Origin of the sequence: Conyzicola nivalis (genome assembly GCF_040548875.1) — a bacterium.
GTDB classification, from domain to species: Bacteria; Actinomycetota; Actinomycetes; order Actinomycetales; family Microbacteriaceae; genus Conyzicola; species Conyzicola nivalis_A.
The window spans coordinates 282,649-297,700 of sequence record NZ_JBEPSJ010000005.1; the positions used below are offsets into that span (position 1 = coordinate 282,649).

The 15,052-nt window shown below is 68.4% G+C and carries 19 protein-coding genes; 14 read left to right on the forward strand and 5 right to left on the reverse strand.

What is annotated here, in order from left to right:
• The first annotated feature begins 12 nt into the window (after positions 1–12).
• Positions 13–867: a KPN_02809 family neutral zinc metallopeptidase gene (gene ypfJ, locus ABIE21_RS17575; protein WP_354026148.1), complete on the forward strand. Its 855-nt coding sequence runs from the start codon at positions 13–15 to the stop codon at positions 865–867.
• A 79-nt stretch (positions 868–946) separates the two neighbouring features.
• Here ypfJ and ABIE21_RS17580 read toward each other — a convergent pair whose 3' ends face one another.
• The 5 genes from ABIE21_RS17580 to ABIE21_RS17600 all read right to left on the reverse strand — a co-directional run bounded on the left by ABIE21_RS17580 (position 947) and on the right by ABIE21_RS17600 (position 4,522).
• Positions 947–1,180, reverse strand: a complete 234-nt coding sequence (locus ABIE21_RS17580) for a hypothetical protein (protein WP_354026149.1) — start codon at positions 1,178–1,180, stop codon at positions 947–949.
• A 125-nt stretch (positions 1,181–1,305) separates the two neighbouring features.
• On the reverse strand, positions 1,306–1,692 hold the full coding sequence (gene fliW / locus ABIE21_RS17585; RefSeq protein WP_354026150.1) for a flagellar assembly protein FliW: 387 nt from the start codon (positions 1,690–1,692) through the stop codon (positions 1,306–1,308).
• Positions 1,689–2,594, reverse strand: coding sequence for a flagellar hook-associated protein FlgL (gene flgL, locus ABIE21_RS17590; protein WP_354026151.1), 906 nt, complete (start codon positions 2,592–2,594; stop codon positions 1,689–1,691). The genes fliW and flgL overlap by 4 nt, the downstream gene beginning before the upstream one ends.
• A 3-nt stretch (positions 2,595–2,597) precedes the next feature.
• Positions 2,598–4,025: a flagellar hook-associated protein FlgK gene (gene flgK / locus ABIE21_RS17595; RefSeq protein WP_354026152.1), complete on the reverse strand. Its 1,428-nt coding sequence runs from the start codon at positions 4,023–4,025 to the stop codon at positions 2,598–2,600.
• Between the two features lie 11 nt (positions 4,026–4,036).
• On the reverse strand, positions 4,037–4,522 hold the full coding sequence (locus tag ABIE21_RS17600; RefSeq protein WP_354026153.1) for a flagellar protein FlgN: 486 nt from the start codon (positions 4,520–4,522) through the stop codon (positions 4,037–4,039).
• Between the two features lie 378 nt (positions 4,523–4,900).
• Here ABIE21_RS17600 and ABIE21_RS17605 point away from each other — a divergent pair, with 378 nt between their 5' ends.
• From ABIE21_RS17605 to ABIE21_RS17665, 13 genes are all read left to right on the forward strand, one after another.
• Positions 4,901–5,713 carry a sigma-70 family RNA polymerase sigma factor gene (locus ABIE21_RS17605; protein ID WP_354026154.1) on the forward strand — a complete coding sequence of 271 codons (813 nt, stop codon included), beginning with the start codon at positions 4,901–4,903 and terminating at the stop codon, positions 5,711–5,713.
• A gap of 114 nt (positions 5,714–5,827) precedes the next feature.
• Positions 5,828–6,673, forward strand: a complete 846-nt coding sequence (locus ABIE21_RS17610; protein ID WP_354026155.1) for a flagellin — start codon at positions 5,828–5,830, stop codon at positions 6,671–6,673.
• 123 nt (positions 6,674–6,796) lie between these two features.
• Entirely contained in the window at positions 6,797–8,155 is a 1,359-nt protein-coding gene (fliD, locus tag ABIE21_RS17615) for a flagellar filament capping protein FliD (protein WP_354026156.1), read from the forward strand.
• A 2-nt stretch (positions 8,156–8,157) separates the two neighbouring features.
• Positions 8,158–8,598, forward strand: a complete 441-nt coding sequence (fliS, locus tag ABIE21_RS17620) for a flagellar export chaperone FliS (RefSeq protein ID WP_354026157.1) — start codon at positions 8,158–8,160, stop codon at positions 8,596–8,598.
• A 4-nt stretch (positions 8,599–8,602) separates the two neighbouring features.
• Complete coding sequence (locus tag ABIE21_RS17625) at positions 8,603–8,902, forward strand: hypothetical protein (protein ID WP_354026158.1); 300 nt, start codon at positions 8,603–8,605, stop codon at positions 8,900–8,902.
• 129 nt (positions 8,903–9,031) lie between these two features.
• Positions 9,032–9,373: a flagellar basal body rod protein FlgB gene (locus ABIE21_RS17630; RefSeq protein WP_354026159.1), complete on the forward strand. Its 342-nt coding sequence runs from the start codon at positions 9,032–9,034 to the stop codon at positions 9,371–9,373.
• On the forward strand, positions 9,373–9,765 hold the full coding sequence (locus ABIE21_RS17635) for a flagellar basal body rod protein FlgC (protein WP_354026160.1): 393 nt from the start codon (positions 9,373–9,375) through the stop codon (positions 9,763–9,765). Before ABIE21_RS17630 ends, ABIE21_RS17635 begins: the two co-directional genes overlap by 1 nt.
• Positions 9,765–10,070, forward strand: a complete 306-nt coding sequence (gene fliE / locus ABIE21_RS17640) for a flagellar hook-basal body complex protein FliE (protein WP_354026161.1) — start codon at positions 9,765–9,767, stop codon at positions 10,068–10,070. The genes ABIE21_RS17635 and fliE overlap by 1 nt, the downstream gene beginning before the upstream one ends.
• A complete protein-coding gene (gene fliF / locus ABIE21_RS17645) occupies positions 10,070–11,665 on the forward strand; it encodes a flagellar basal-body MS-ring/collar protein FliF (RefSeq protein ID WP_354026162.1) in 1,596 nt (531 codons plus the stop codon). The genes fliE and fliF overlap by 1 nt, the downstream gene beginning before the upstream one ends.
• A complete protein-coding gene (gene fliG / locus ABIE21_RS17650) occupies positions 11,662–12,690 on the forward strand; it encodes a flagellar motor switch protein FliG (RefSeq protein WP_354026163.1) in 1,029 nt (342 codons plus the stop codon). The genes fliF and fliG overlap by 4 nt, the downstream gene beginning before the upstream one ends.
• Positions 12,680–13,288: a FliH/SctL family protein gene (locus ABIE21_RS17655; protein ID WP_354026164.1), complete on the forward strand. Its 609-nt coding sequence runs from the start codon at positions 12,680–12,682 to the stop codon at positions 13,286–13,288. Before fliG ends, ABIE21_RS17655 begins: the two co-directional genes overlap by 11 nt.
• Positions 13,285–14,613, forward strand: coding sequence for a FliI/YscN family ATPase (locus ABIE21_RS17660; protein ID WP_354026165.1), 1,329 nt, complete (start codon positions 13,285–13,287; stop codon positions 14,611–14,613). The genes ABIE21_RS17655 and ABIE21_RS17660 overlap by 4 nt, the downstream gene beginning before the upstream one ends.
• Complete coding sequence (locus tag ABIE21_RS17665) at positions 14,613–15,050, forward strand: hypothetical protein (RefSeq protein ID WP_354026166.1); 438 nt, start codon at positions 14,613–14,615, stop codon at positions 15,048–15,050. Before ABIE21_RS17660 ends, ABIE21_RS17665 begins: the two co-directional genes overlap by 1 nt.
• The last annotated feature ends 2 nt before the right edge of the window (positions 15,051–15,052 follow it).

Here is a 15,052-nt window from a genome sequence, read left to right on the forward strand (position 1 = left end):
TAGCGTGTGGGGATGACGTTCAACGACAACGCCAAGTCCAGCTCGAGCAAGACCCGACGCCGCGGTCGTACCGGGGGCATCGTCGCGGGCGGCGGCGGAGTCGCCGTCATCGCGCTCTTCCTTCTCTCGCAGTTCCTCGGCGTCGATCTCACCGGACTCGCGGGCGGAGGCACCCCCCAGAACGGTGCAGACGAGGAGATCGCCGCCTGCGATACCGGCGCCGACGCGAACGCGAACCTCGACTGCCGGCTTGACCTCGCCGGCGAGTCCATCGACGCCTACTGGGCAACGCAGCTATCCGACTACCGTGTGCCACCCGTCATCTTCTTCGAGGATCAGACGAATACCGGATGCGGCGGCGCCACGAGTGCGGTCGGTCCCTTCTACTGCCCTGCAGACGAGACCATCTACATGGACACGTCGTTCTTCACCGATCTGCGCGACCGGTTCGGGGCGAACAGCGGTCCGCTCGCCGAGCTGTACGTGCTCGCGCACGAGTCGGGACACCACATCCAGAACATCACGGGCACCATGGACGGTCTCGACCTCGCCGCGACCGGTCCCGACTCAGACAGCGTGCGCCTCGAGGTGCAGGCCGACTGCTACGCCGGGGCGTGGGTCGGCGAGGCGTCGACGGTGCCCGACGCGAGCGGCACCCCGTTCCTCGAGCCGATAACCAGCCAGCAGGTCGCCGACGCGCTCAGCGCCGCGGCGGCGGTGGGCGACGATCGCATACAGGAGTCGGCCACCGGGCAGGTGAACCCGGAATCGTGGACGCACGGATCGAGCGAACAGCGGCAGAAGTGGTTCACGGCGGGCTACGAGGGCGGCCCGGAGGCCTGCGACACGTTCGCCGGCGCGCTCTAGCGGAGCCTCCGAATCATCCCCCCCCACGCGAAAAGGCCGGACCGTCTCCGGTCCGGCCTGTTCGCGTGAGAGTGATCCGCTAGTTCGTCAGCGTCTCCTCGAGCGCCCTCTGCGCTTCTTCGACGGTGCCGAAGGTTCCGAGTGGCTTGGCCAGCCGCGTCGTTGCGGCGAATCCACTGCCCCATCGGGCCTCGACCATTCCCACGAAGTCGCCGTTACGCCGGGCGACCCATAGGCCGGCCTGCTCTGCGACCCAGGTGAGCGTGGGTTCGGCCGTAGTTGTGCGGCTGTTGTGATGTTCGGCGATACTCATCGCTACTCCCTCCTTTGGGCGTGTTACTGACACGACCATAACTCGGGGTTCCCAGCGGGAGTACCCCCTGTCGCGCGGCGTGACAATGTGCCATCGCCGCCCGATCGAGGTGGGAGAAGTTGCGGTCAGGCCGCGCGGACGCTGCTCAACTGGGCGCGCAGCGGGAAGTCCTGGCCGTCGAGGATGATCTGCGCGCTCGCGCCGCTCGTGGCGTTGACCACGATCGGGGCGAGCAGGTTCATCGTCGTACCGCCCGCGGCAGGGTTCGCGACGACGAGCACGAGAGCGTCGTCGGCGGTGTGCACGTCGAGCTTCACGCAGTCTTCGTCGGAGATCACGGGGGAGTAGTCGGGCAGGTAGACCGAGGCGTCGAGCACGAACAGGCGGATGCCGGCGTCGGCCACCGCCTGGAGCGCGAAGAGGCCGTCGGCACCGTCGACCTCGCGCAGCTCGAAGTCGGTGTGCGGAGCGAGTCCGTGCGGCGGTGTCGCGAAGCTCAGAGCGGCGCTCATCGGAGGAAGTCCATCAGGTTCTGCTGAAGCGCTTTCGCGGTGACCGAGAGGGCCGCCTGGTAGCTCAGCTCCTGAGCCTTGAGCTCGATGATGGCCTGGCCGAGGTCGACGTCTTCGATGTCGGCTCGTTGGGCCTCGAGGGAGACCGATTCGCTCACGTTCGCCCCCTGGGCCTTGATCAACTGTGCCTGGCGCGCGCCGACCGTGCCCCACTGCCCGAGGATAGCGGAGCTTCGGGTGTCGATCTCGTCGAGACGCACCCCGATGTTCACGCCCGAGCGCAGGTCGGCGATGATGTTGTCGACGAGCTTGAAGACCGACGCGTCGCCCTCGCCGAAGACGGCGGCCCCGTCGGCATCGACGCGGATGCTCGTGTTGGTGCCGATGCGGCGTTCGACCGCGCTGCCCGTGCCCGTCGACGTGTAGGGCAGAGCCGGGGGAACGGCGTCGAGATCGGTGAACGCCTTTCCCGCGGTGGAGTTGCCGGCGAAGACGTTGCGGCCGAGGTACTCGGTGTTCGCGGTGGTCATCAGGTCGGCACGGAGCGTCTCGAGCTCGACCGCGATGGCCTCCTTCTGCACGGGAGACAGCGCGCCGTCGTTCGCGCCCTGCACCGTGAGCTCGCGCACCTTCTGCAGCAGCGAGTTGGTCTTGCTCAGGGCGGTGTCGGCGACGCTCAACCACGCGTTGCCGTCGTTCAGGTTGCGGCCGTACTGCGCGACGGCGGCCTGCTCGGCGCGGATGCGGAGGGAGTCGGCGGTGCCCGACGGGTCGTCGGACGGCTGGTCGATGCGCTTCAGCGTGCCCGCCGTGTTCTGCTTCTGTGCCAGCTGGCTCAGGCTCTGCTGGAGGTTGCGCTGGGCGGTCATCATCAGGCCCTGGTTGGTGACGCGATTGATCACGAGCTATCTCCCGACGATTCCGGTGCGATTGATGAGGGTGTCGAGCATCTCGTCGACGCTGGTCATGAGCCGGGCGGCCGCGTTGTACGCGGTCTGGAAGGCCACCAACTGGATGTTCTCCTCGTCGACGTCGACGGAGGCGTTGGAGAGCTGGTTGCCCACCGCCGACTTGGTGGAGAGGTCGGCGAGGTTCGACTGCTGCAGGCCCGTCCTGGCGGCCACGGCGATTCCGGTCACAATCGCAGACCAGCTCTTGTCGGGCGAGTCGACCGCCTTGCCGAGCGCTGCGATGGCCGCCGCGATCGATCCGTCGGCTCCGCCGGCGCCCGGCTTCGCTGTCGCGATCCCGTCTTTGTCGGTGGGGATGACGGTCAGGCCGAGGGCGGCTGGGCCGACCGCGTCGACGGCGAAGAAGTCGAGCCCTGTGGTGACCCCGTCGGCCAGCGTTCCGGTGCGGTGCACGGCGTTGACCTTGTCGGCGATCTCCCGCGCGAACACGTTGTACTGGTTGGCAGCCTCGGCGAGCGCGCCGCCGGTGCCGGTGCCGTTCGCGGCGGCGAGGGTGGACAGCGCACCGGCGATCTCGCCCCCGTCGAGGGTGACGGGCACGCCGGGCCGCGTGACCCAGGTGAGCCTGACCGGGTCTCCGGCTGCCCCGACCATGGCCGGGGTGCCGGAGACAGCGACGGCGTACGACTTGTCACCCGAGACGAGGGTGTTGCCTCCGACGAGTACCTCGGCCGTGCCATCCGGCATGTTCCGTACCGTGGCGCCCGTGAGAGTGGAGATCGTCGTGGTGAGCAGATTGCGCTGGTCGATGAGCTCGTTGGCAGAGGATCCGGCCGCGAGAGTCGATCGGATGAGGCCGTTGAGCCCCGCGACCTGTTCGGCGGCGGAGTTGAGCTCTGCCGCCATGCCGACCGTCTGGGTGCGCAGCTGGGTCCACTGGTTGTCGACGGCGGTGTAGCCGACGGCGATCTGGCCGGCGAGCGCCTTCGACTCCTGGATCAGTACCGCGGCGCCCGCGGCATCGCCCGTCTTCATCGAGACAGCGGTCCAGGCGTTCCAGACGTTGGACAACTGCGCGGAGATGCCGTTCTTGCTGGGTTCGTTGAGCGACGCCTGAAGTGTGGTGAGCTCGTTGGCGCGCACCCCCCAGTACCCGCTAGCCGCGGCGGTCGTGCGCACCTTCGCGTCTAGGAAGGTGTCGCCGAGCCGCTGGACTCCGGTGACCGAGACGCCCTGGCCGACCTGGATCTGGCCCATGAGCGGGCCGACCTGGGCCAGCGACCCCGAGGCGCCCTGCACGGAACGCTGCCTGGTGTACCCCTCGGTGTTCATGTTGAGCATGTTCTGGCCGACGACGTCGATGCCGTGTCTGGCCGCGACCAGTCCGGTGTAGGCGGCGTTCAGCCCGCTGAATGTGCTCATCGTTGGTCCTCTTACAGCTTCAGGTCGAACATTCGGGCAGACGCCGACGACGTTTCAGCGACGCCATTGGCGTCGTAGGTTCCGCTGGCGGTTGCGCCGTTCGCCATCGACTCCTGGGCGGAGCGGATGGCGGTGCGGAGGTATTGCAGGTTCAGGTCGCGCAGCTCTTGGATCTCACGCGTCAGGGCGGTCATCGCGACGAGATGGGCGGTGAGGATGTCGCGCCAGCTGTCATCCGTCGAATGCACCGTGAGCTCGCGCAGCGTGGAGTTCTCGTCGACGCCCCAGTCTTCGGCGAGGCTCGACACCTCGAGGGAGCGTGCGAGGCCGGCGGTGCGCAGCTTCTGCATCACCTGCTCGACCTCCTGCGTCGCGTACTGCAACCAGCGGGCCTTGCCCGACGTCAGCAGCAGCTGCTCTTCGGTGAGTTTGAAAACGAGCAGTTCGAGCAGTTCGCGCTCTCGCCACAGGGACGCCGACAGTTCATGTGTGCCCATGACGGTGTGCCCTCTCTGCGTATCGGCGGTGCACCTCCAGAAGGATCTTCGAGTGATCCAGGGTCCGCGTCGAGATTAACTTTCGGCAACGGCTACACCGCCGTTAGGGAGAACTACAAGAAAGTTTCCCGGAATCATGCGGAAGTGCCCGAATTCGGTGAAACCCGTACGGGGGAACCCCGTTCGAGGGGTCCTCGCTTTGGGGGCAGACCAACACTGAGGGATCGTCCACGACCGCGGATACAGTTCCAATTACCCGAACAACCGCGTGTTTACCCTGGCCCGCACCGCAACACATTTACGTCCAGAAAACTGCGTAAGACCGCGCTCACCGCGATCCTGCGCGCAGCCAGAAATACCGCTGACGGGGGTCACGCTGTGGAACGACACGAACGCAACGCGCTGGTGGTGGAGAACCTGCCGCTCGTCGGATACCTCGTATCCGAGACGTGGGCCAAGGCCCGCCACCTCTCTCGAGACGACCTCGCCTCCGCCGGGGCGCTCGCCCTCATCTCGTCGGCCGACAGCTTCAACGCCGAGCTCGGCATCCCGTTCGGCGCATTCGCCCGCCGCCGCATCATCGGCGCCTTCGCCGACGAGATGCGCTCCAGCGACTGGGCCACCCGGGGCGCCCGCCGCCGCATCAAGGACACCCTCGCGGTCCAGGACTCCCTGTCGTCCGCCCTCGGCCGCAAGCCGCGGGTCGAGGAGGTCGCCGCAGCGCTCGGCGTCGACGTCGAGTCGGCCGCGGCCGGCATCGCGGACGCCTCCCGAGTCGTGGTCGCGATCGACGAGACGGTGGCCGAGGTCCTGGTCGCCGAGTCGGCCTTGCCCGAAGAGACCCTGCTCTCGGCCGAGCGCCTCTCCTACCTGCACGCGGCGGTCGACGCACTGCCCGAGAAGATGCGCGCCGTCATCTCCGCCGTCTACTTCGACGACAAGAGCGTCAAGGAGATCGCCGAGGAGTCGGGCATCACCCACTCCGCCGTCTCCCAGCTGCGCTCAGAGGCGGTGCGCCTGCTGCGCGACGGCCTCGAGACGCACTACTCGGACAGCGTGGCCGAGTACACGCCGACCTCGCGCATCGCAGTCTCCAGCCGCAGCGCCTACCTCGCCCGCATGGCCGAGCACGCGATGGCGACCTCGGTGCGCGACCGCGGCGTCGTGCACACCGAGGCCGCGGCATCCTGAGCCTTAAAAAAATCTTCTCTCGCGCCTAACGCCGTCCGGCGGGCGGCCGATAGCTAGAAGTGTCAGCCCATGGATGGGCCGATGCAGCCAAACCCAATCACGGAGGAAAACATCATGGGTATGCAGATCAACACCAACATTTCGGCACTCAACTCGTACCGGAACCTGTCCAACACGCAGAACGACCTGTCGAAGTCGCTGGAGAAGCTTTCCAGCGGCCTCCGCATCAACCGCGCAGCGGACGATGCAGCCGGTCTTGCTATCTCCGAGGGCCTGCGCTCGCAGGTCGGTGGCCTCAAGGTCGCGGCTCGCAACGCTCAGGATGGCATCTCCGTCATCCAGACCGCTGAAGGTGCGCTCACCGAGGTCCACTCCATCCTCCAGCGCGTTCGTGACCTCGCCGTCCAGGCCGGTAACGACTCGAACAACGCCGACTCGCGTGCACACATCAAGACGGAGTCCGACGCACTGGGCGCCGAACTGACGCGTATCGCCACGTCGACGAAGTTCAACGGCATCAGCCTCCTCACCGGTGCGACCTCCGGTTCGGGTGCCGGCTCGCTGAGCTTCCAGGTCGGCGCCGAGGGTGGAGCAGACAACCAGATCGTCGTCAGCCTCACCGGTGCAGACACCACCGCGGTCGGAACCGCTGTCGCGGCACTCACCTACGACACCGCGGCCAACGCCGCGTCGTCGATCACGGCGATCGACGCGCAGATCAAGAACATCTCGACCGCGCGTGCCGGTCTCGGTGCGGTTCAGAACCGTTTCGAGTCGACGATCAACTCGCTCAACGTCTCGGCGGAGAACCTCACCGCTGCGGAGTCGCGCATCCGCGACACCGACATGGCGTCGGAGATGGTCAGCTACACCCGCTCGAACATCCTGTCGCAGGCCGGCACCGCGATGCTCGCGCAGGCGAACCAGTCCAACCAGGGCGTACTCCAGCTTCTCCAGTAACCTCGGTTAGCTAGTCAACGCCCGGCGGTTCGATAAGGGAACTGGACGTCTCTATTCGACGCCGCCGGGCGTTTTTTCATCCCCGCACTTCCATCAGTCCAGCAGCAGAGGAGAGAACACGTCATGGCTGGACTGCCCGGACTCGGAAGCGGTTATCCGACCACAGAGCTCATCGAGAAGCTCATGGCACTCGACACCAGGTCGCAGACGCTCATCAAGAACAAGGTCACGAGCAACACGACCACGTCGACGGCCCTGCAGGAGCTCAACACCAAGATCGCGGCATTCGGCGCCCTCGCCGGCAAGCTGAGCAAGCCCACCGACCTCGACAACCTCACCGCCACCGTCTCGGGACCCGGCGCTACCGCGACCGTGGGAATCGGCGCCGTCGCCGGACAGATCGACGTCGTCGTCGGAGCGCTGGCCGCATCGCAGTCCACCGTCACCGGTCTCAAGACCGCCTGGTCGGGATCGGTCATCACCATCGTCGGCGCCACGGGCACCCCCGTCGAACTCACCGCCGCGTCGAACTCTCTCGACGACATCGCGAAGGCGGTCAACGCGTCTGCCACGGGCGTCACCGCGACCAAGGTCGCCGCGGGCGTCGACGGGGCCGGCGTACCCCAGTTCCGCCTGCAGTTCACCGGCAGAGAGACCGGCGCCGCGAACGCGTTCACCGTTCGCGAAGGTACGGCTGCCGCGGGCACCGACGTGATGACGCAGCCGGGCGCGGCAACGGTGCGCCAGGCATCCGACGCCCGAGTCACCCTCTGGGCCGGTACGCCCGCCGAGCAGGTGCTCACCTCGAAGAGCAACACCTTCGCCGAGCTTCTCCCCGGAGTCGCAGTTACGGTCACCGCCGTCGCGGCGACTCCCGTCACGATCACGGTCGGACGCAACGCAGAGAAGACCACCGAGTCGGTCAAGAACCTCATCGCCGGACTCACCGACGCACTGGCTTTCATCTCGACCCGAACCGTCGCCGTGTCGAGCGTCGACGCCGAGGGCAAGCCGTACACCTCGGGCGGCGCCTTCACCGGCGACCGCACCGTGCGCGACGCCAGCCAGAAACTGCTGGCCGCCGCATCGGCGCCGATCAACGGGGTCTCCCCGTCGGAGTACGGCATCACGATCACGAAGACCGGCACGATGGAGTTCGACGCCGACAAGTTCGCGGCCGCGCTAGCGAAAGACCCCGTGGCGACCCAGGCCGCCGTCGCCGAGATCGCGACCAGGATCGGCGCCGCGACGGAGAGCATCTCGAACAAGACCACCGGAACCCTCACCTCGAGGATCACCGGCCAGGAGACCACCATCAAATCCCTCAAAGAAGAGGTCACGAAGTGGGACGACCGTCTGGCCACCCGCCGGGCGAACCTCGAGCGCTACTACACCGCCTTCGAGGTCAGCATGGGCAAGCTCAACGCACAGATGACGTGGCTGACCGACCAGGTCAACGCGCTGAACGCATCGAAGGACTGACGATGACGATGTACGCCAACACCAAGCAGCAGCGCGACCGCTACGCGGCCGACGCGATCATGTCGGCCTCGCCGATGCGGCTGCTCACGATGCTCTACGACCGCCTGCTGCTCGACCTCGACCGCGCCGAGAAGGCGCACGAGACGAAGTCGTGGGCCGTGGCATCCACCAACCTGCTGCACGCGCAGGACATCGTCACCGAGCTCACCTCGTCGCTCAAGGTCGACGCGTGGGACGGCGGCGACCGCCTGCTCGCCCTCTACAACTACGTCGCCGGCGCACTCATCGACGCCAACGTGAAGCGCGACACCGAGCGCATCCGCGAGAGCATCGAACTGCTCGAGCCGCTGCGCCAGGCCTGGCACGAGGCCTCAATGCAGCTCACGGCGACCCAGCCGGCCGCTCCCCGTCCCGCCAGCGGCGGGATGCTCGGCGTTGCCTGAGTCGATGCGGCAGTACGACAGCTGGGCCGAGGTCATGGCCGAGCTGGAGCTCTCGGTCGAGACGGCCTCGAACACCGACGGGGCGACGGATGCCGCGGCGCACGTCGCCTGGACGCCGCCGACCCACCTCGGGCCGCTGCCGCTCCACCTGCGCGACCAGGCAGAACGGCTGCTCCTCGACCAGCGCGAGTCGATCCGCAATCTCGAGGAGATGCACCGCGAGACGGGCCGCCACCTCGCGGCCGTGCGCTCCGTGCCACGCCAGGCCGACGGCCAGTCGGTCTACCTCGACGTCTCGGGCTGACAGAAATCTTCGCCGAGTCTCCTAACGGGAAATCGGTTGCAGCCGATAGCTAGTCAGTGAGAGCACGGATTGCTCACCATCAGGCCACGGATCGGCCGCTTCGTTTCTTGTCATGAGAAGACGGACTCTGTGCTCGAATCTGTTACTTCCGCTGCGCTCAGCAGCGCGCTCGACGGCCTGGCCCTGCGGCAGCGCACGATCGCGACGAACATCGCGAACGTGAACACCCCCGGCTACACCTCGCGCCGAGTGCTCTTCGAAGACGCCCTCGCGAAGTCGGTCGACGCCGGCAGCGGCGACATCGAGGCGGTCACCGCCCGATCGCTCGAGCCCACCCGCCTCGACGGCAACAACGTGAACCTCGACACCGAGACGCTCTCGAACGTCGACACCGTGCTCCGCTTCCAGTTCGCCAGCCAAGCGATCGGCGGCCAGTTCTCGTCCCTCCGCACCGCGATGAAGACCAACTGATGACGTTCGACGCGATCGGCATCGCCGGCACCGGGCTCACCCTGCACCGCAAGTGGCTCGACGCGGTCTCCGACAACCTCGCCAACATCAACACCGTCAAGCCCACCGACGGAGAGGCCTTCCGCGCCCGTTACGTCGTCGCCCAGGAGGGCGAGGGCACCACCGGTGTCTACGTCGCCGGCGCGGCATACGGATCGGCCGAGGGCCGCATGGTCTACGAACCGGCCCACCCCCTCGCCGACGAGGAGGGCTACGTGCGCTACCCCGACATCGACCTCGCCTCGCAGATGGGCCAGCTCATCATGGCCCAGCGGGGCTACCAGGCGAACGCGGCGGTCGTCGACCGCGCTAAAGAGACGTATCAGGCAGCACTCCAGATCGGACGCAACTAATGGACCCGCTCGCAATAACCTCGGTGCAGGGAACGACCGGCACCGGCTATGTCCCGAACGTCGGTGGAGTCCAGTCCACCGACGGTTCGAGCTTCGCGGCCTCCCTAACGGGAGCCGTCGACAACGTGCAGCAGCTGCAGAACACGTCGAACGAGCTCGCCATCAAGGCCGTGACCGGCGACCTCGAAGACATCCACAACGCGACCCTCGCCTCGACGCGGGCCGCCGTCACCCTCGAACTCGTCGCCGCCGTGCGTAACAAGGGCATCGACGCGTTCAGCGAGATCATGCGGATGCAGGCCTGATGCCCCGCCAGGTCACGTCGGCGTTCCGCAACCTCGGCAACGCAATCCGCGAATTCACGATCGCGCAGCGCACGGTCGCCATCATCGGCATCGCCGTTCTCGTGCTCGGCGCGGTCGCGCTCGGCATGTGGGTCACCAAGCCGTCGTACACCCCGCTCTTCTCCGGCCTCAGCGGTGCGGATGCCAACACCCTCGTCGAGCAGCTGCGGGCCGACGGCATCCCGTACGAGCTCAGCAACGGCGGCGCGACGATCATGGTGCCCGAGGAGAACGTCTACGACGAGCGCCTGAAGGCCGCGGCCGTCGGCCTGCCGTCGTCGAGCACGGGCGGCTACTCGCTTCTCGACACGATGGGCGTCACCGCCTCCGAGTTCCAGCAGAGCGTGACCTACAAGCGCGCGCTCGAGGGCGAGCTCGCCAAGACCATCTCGGCGCTCAAGGGCATCCAGACCGCCTCGGTGCGCCTCGCGATCCCCGAGGAGACCGTCTTCGTCTCCGAGAAGAACGCGCCGACCGCCTCCGTGTTCGTCGAGACGCAGAGCGGCGTGACCCTCACCTCCGACCAGGTGCAGTCGATCGTGCACCTCACGAGCGCGTCGATCGACGGCATGACGCCGACCGACGTCGCCGTCATCGACTCCAAGGGCACCGTGCTCTCCGCCGTCGGCGAGGGTGCGCTCGGCGGCGCAGACCAGCAGACCTCCGACTACGAGACCGCGATCCGCGCCTCCGTGCAGACCATGCTCGACAAGGTCGTCGGGGCCGGCAACGCCACCGTCGTGGTCGCCGCCGACATGAGCAAGGAGTCGGCGCAGCGCGTCGAGGAGACCTTCGAGGCTCCCGACGGCGTGCTCTCGCTCAACGAGTCGGCCACCGTCGAGGGCACCGGCGCCGCCGGCCAGACCGCGGCCGGTGTGCTCGGCCCCGACAACATCGCCGTCCCCGGCGGCGCCGGCCTCGGCAACGGCGAGAGCAGCTCGTCGAGCGTCACCCGCAACAACGCCGTGAACAAGGTCACGGAGTCGACCACGATCCCCGCCGGATCGCTCACCCGCAAGACCATCTCGGTCGCACTCAACGAGGGCGCGGCGAAGGGACTGAACGTGGCGGATGTCACGGCTCTCGTCTCCTCGGCGGCCGGCATCGACACCGACCGCGGCGACGTCGTCACGGTCGAGGTCGTGCCGTTCAACGGTGCCGGCGCGGCGCAGGCCACCGAGGCGCTCGCCGCAGCGGAGGAGGCGGCGAACGCCGACCGGCTCGCCGACCTGATCCGCACCGCGGTGATCGCCCTCGCCATCGCTCTGCCCATCATCATCGCCCTCGCGGTCTTCGCCGCCCGGTCGAAGCGTCGCAAGCAGGAGATCGACGAGGCGGCCGACCTTGCCGACCTGCGCTCGATCCTCAACGACACGCAGCCCGCCATGGAGTCGACGCCGCTGCGGCCCGCCATCCCGAGCGTGCCCGCGTCGCCCCTGCTCATCGAGCCGAACTCGACCGACCGCACCCGCGCCGAGATCGACGCCCTCGCGGCGCAGGACCCGCACCGCGCAGCCGAGTTCCTCCGCGGCCTGATGGACGGCCAACGCGCATGAGCGATACCGCCGTCGTCCGTGCCGCGTTGAGCGGCACGCAGAAGGTCGCCGTCGTGCTGATGAGCATGGACCAGACCGCGGCCGCCGAGGTCATGAAGCAGTTCAGCGAGGTCGAGGCCGAAGAGATCATCGGCGAGATCGTGAAGCTGCGCCGCGTCGAGTCCGAGGTCGCAGACCAGGTCATGACCGAGTACCTCGATCTCACGATCAAGGGCGGCTGGAGCTCGCGCGGCGGCAAGGACTTCGCCACGACACTGCTCGAGGCGTCGTTCGGCGCCGAGCGCGCAGGCGACCTCATGACCCGCGTCGCCTCGAACATGGCCGGCAAGGCGTTCGAGTTCCTCGACAGCGTCGACTCCGGCCAGGTCGTGACCCTGCTCGACGGCGAACTGCCGCAGACCATCGCCCTGGTGCTCGCCCACATGCGCCCCGACCATGCGGCGCCGGTCCTGGCCGCCCTCGACGACCGGGAGCGCAGCGAGGTCGCCCAGTGCATCGGCATGATGGGAACCGCCATCCCTGAGTCGGTGCGTGTGGTCGCCGACACGCTCAAGGTGCGTGCGGGTGCGGTCGTGTCATCGGGTGAATCGATGGAGGTCGTCGGAGGGGTCCAGCCCCTCGTCGAGATCATCAACCGCGCCGACATCGCCACCGAGAAGGCTCTTCTCGAGCGCCTCGACGAGATCGATCCGGAGCTCGCCGACGACATCCGTTCCCGCATGCTGACCTTCGCCGACATCGTCAAGCTCGAGCGCCGCGACGTGCAGCAGGTTCTGCGCGGCATCGACACCGCCGTGCTGGCCATCGCGATGAAGGGCACGACCGAGGCTGTCATCGAGATCATCAAGACCAACCTCTCCGAGCGCAACCGCGAACTCCTCGACGACGAGACCAAGAACCTCGGCCCCGTGCGCGCGTCGCAGGTCGAGGAGGCCCGCGCCGAGGTGGTGCGTGCGATCCGCGACCTCGAGGCCCAGGGCAGCATCACCGTGCAGCGCGGCGACGAGGACGAATATGTCCAGTGACCCCGGTTTCGCGACGCTGAGCTTCCCGTCGTTGCGCACCACGGTGCGCGACGACTCGGAAGACCGCGCGCGCGTCGCGGGGCACGCCGCCGGATACGCCGCCGGGCTGCGCGCTGCGGAGGTGGATGTCGCGGCTCGCGTCGTCGAAATGCGGGCCGAGCACGAGGCGACGCTGCGCCACCTCCAGGCGCGATCCGATCTCTCGACCTCCGTGCTCAACGCCGCGGTCGTGGCCCTGCACGAACGTACGGTGCCCGTGCTCGAGAGCGCGCACGCCGCGATCGCCGAGGCGGCGATCCAGCTCGCCGAGGCCATCGTGGGTCGCGAGCTCGGCGAAGCCGGCACCGCCGCGAAGTCGGCGCTGTTCCGTGCGCTCGACTCCGTCGACACCGCCAGCGTGCAGGTCGTGCGCCTCAACCCGTCCGACCTCGCCGCCCTCGACCCGTCGACGATCGAGGCCGCGGGAGTCGCCTTCGCCCCCGACCCGTCCCTCGCCCGCGGCGACGCGGTGACCGAGTTCTCGAACGGCTTCCTCGACGCGCGCATCTCCACGGCGCTGGCGCGAGCGCGCGCCGCCATCGAGGAGGCTCGTCCGTGACATCCGCCCTGCTCCCCCCTCGCTCCCGCGCCTTCCGTACCGCCATCGACGCGGCCCGCCCCCAGCGGGTCGGCGTCGTATCGTCGGTGCTCGGGCTCAGCGTCGAGGTGAGCGGCGTCGACTGCGCCATCGGCGACCTCGTGACGATCGGCGACGACTCGCCCGTCGTCGCCGAGGTCATCGCGACCAGCCGCACGGGGCTCCGCTGCATGCCGCTGGGCCGACTCGCCGGCATCAGCGCCGGCGACCCGGTGCGCGCCCAGGGCGCGCCGATGCTCGTGCCCACCGGATCCGGCCTGTTCGGCCGCGTCATCGACGGACTCGGCCGACCCATCGACGGCAAGGGCCCGCTCGTCGTCGACGAGTACGTCGGCGTCGACAACGAGAGCCCGTCGGCGATGGACCGCGCCCGCATCGACACCCCGCTGCAGCTCGGCGTGCGGGTGCTGGACACCCTCACCACCGTCGGCCGCGGCCAGCGCATGGGCCTGTTCGCCGGCTCCGGCGTCGGAAAGTCCTCCCTTCTCTCGATGATCGCCCGCGGCACGGACGCCGAGGTGTCGGTCATCGCCCTCGTCGGCGAGCGAGGCCGCGAGGTGCGCGAGTTCCTCGAAGACGACCTCGGCGAAGAGGGCCTTGCCCGCTCGATCGTCGTCGTCTCCACGTCCGACGAACCCGCCATGATGCGCCTGCGCGCCGCCTTCGTCGCCACGCGGATCGCCGAGTCGTTCCGCGACCGCGGCGCCCACGTCATGCTCATGATGGATTCCCTCACCCGCGTCGCGATGGCGCAGCGCGAGATCGGCCTCTCCGTCGGCGAACCGCCCGCCACCCGCGGCTACCCGCCGTCGACCTTCTCCCTGCTCGCCCAGCTGCTCGAGCGCGCGGGCACGGGAGCCGTCGGATCGGTCACCGGCATCTACACCGTGCTCGTCGACGGCGACGACCACAACGAGCCCATCGCCGACTCCGCGCGGTCGATCCTCGACGGGCACGTCGTGCTCGACCGCAAGCTCGCGATCTCCGGACACTTCCCCTCCGTCGACACGCTCGGCTCGATCTCCCGCGTCGCCTCGCGCGTCAACACCCCCGAGCACACCGAGGTGGCCTCGCAGCTGCGGCGGGTGCTCGCCGCCCGCAAGTCGGCACAGGACCTGCTCGACATCGGCGCCTACCAGCCGGGTGCGAACCGGCTCGTCGACGCGGCCGTCGAGTTCGAGTCCGACATCAACGCGTTCCTGCAGCAGCGGATGACCGACCAGTCGAGCGTCGTCGACGCCTGGGCCCAGCTCACGCGCCTCACCCGAGCGTTCGGAGCCGGCTGATGGCCCGCGACTTCCGCCTCGCCGGCCTGCTGCGCCTGCGACAGGTGCAACAGGACCAGGCGGCGAGCGACCTCGCCGCGGCCAACGACCGCGCCCGCGAGAGCGCAGCGCGTCAGAACCGCGTGCGCGCCACACTCGGCGGCGTCGGAGTCGACGCCACGAGCAGCAACGTGCTCTACGCCATCGCCGCGGCCCGATCGTCGTCGCGCAGCATGCTGGCCGAACTCACCGCCGTGGAGAGCCGCGACCGTGCAGCCGTCGACGACGCCGCGGCCGCCTACGCCCGGGCCCGCGCCCGCTCGCTCGGACTCGAGAAGCTCGAGACCCGCCACAACGAGACCCGCGCCACCGAAGATCTGGCCGCCGACCAGTCGGCCATCGACGAGATCGCCTCCACGACAACCTCAGGCAGCCCAACGAACGGGGACACCCAGTGAGC

What these genes read in the sequence shown, in the direction of transcription:
- ypfJ (WP_354026148.1), top strand. Translation starts at nt 13, where the DNA reads ATGACGTTCAACGACAACGCCAAGTCCAGCTCGAGCAAGACCCGACGC.
- ABIE21_RS17580 (WP_354026149.1), bottom strand. Translation starts at nt 1,180, where the DNA reads ATGAGTATCGCCGAACATCACAACAGCCGCACAACTACGGCCGAACCC.
- fliW (WP_354026150.1), bottom strand. Translation starts at nt 1,692, where the DNA reads ATGAGCGCCGCTCTGAGCTTCGCGACACCGCCGCACGGACTCGCTCCG.
- flgK (WP_354026152.1), bottom strand. Translation starts at nt 4,025, where the DNA reads ATGAGCACATTCAGCGGGCTGAACGCCGCCTACACCGGACTGGTCGCG.
- ABIE21_RS17600 (WP_354026153.1), bottom strand. Translation starts at nt 4,522, where the DNA reads ATGGGCACACATGAACTGTCGGCGTCCCTGTGGCGAGAGCGCGAACTG.
- ABIE21_RS17610 (WP_354026155.1), top strand. Translation starts at nt 5,828, where the DNA reads ATGGGTATGCAGATCAACACCAACATTTCGGCACTCAACTCGTACCGG.
- fliD (WP_354026156.1), top strand. Translation starts at nt 6,797, where the DNA reads ATGGCTGGACTGCCCGGACTCGGAAGCGGTTATCCGACCACAGAGCTC.
- fliS (WP_354026157.1), top strand. Translation starts at nt 8,158, where the DNA reads ATGACGATGTACGCCAACACCAAGCAGCAGCGCGACCGCTACGCGGCC.
- ABIE21_RS17625 (WP_354026158.1), top strand. Translation starts at nt 8,603, where the DNA reads ATGCGGCAGTACGACAGCTGGGCCGAGGTCATGGCCGAGCTGGAGCTC.
- ABIE21_RS17635 (WP_354026160.1), top strand. Translation starts at nt 9,373, where the DNA reads ATGACGTTCGACGCGATCGGCATCGCCGGCACCGGGCTCACCCTGCAC.
- fliE (WP_354026161.1), top strand. Translation starts at nt 9,765, where the DNA reads ATGGACCCGCTCGCAATAACCTCGGTGCAGGGAACGACCGGCACCGGC.
- fliF (WP_354026162.1), top strand. Translation starts at nt 10,070, where the DNA reads ATGCCCCGCCAGGTCACGTCGGCGTTCCGCAACCTCGGCAACGCAATC.
- fliG (WP_354026163.1), top strand. Translation starts at nt 11,662, where the DNA reads ATGAGCGATACCGCCGTCGTCCGTGCCGCGTTGAGCGGCACGCAGAAG.
- ABIE21_RS17655 (WP_354026164.1), top strand. Translation starts at nt 12,680, where the DNA reads ATGTCCAGTGACCCCGGTTTCGCGACGCTGAGCTTCCCGTCGTTGCGC.
- ABIE21_RS17665 (WP_354026166.1), top strand. Translation starts at nt 14,613, where the DNA reads ATGGCCCGCGACTTCCGCCTCGCCGGCCTGCTGCGCCTGCGACAGGTG.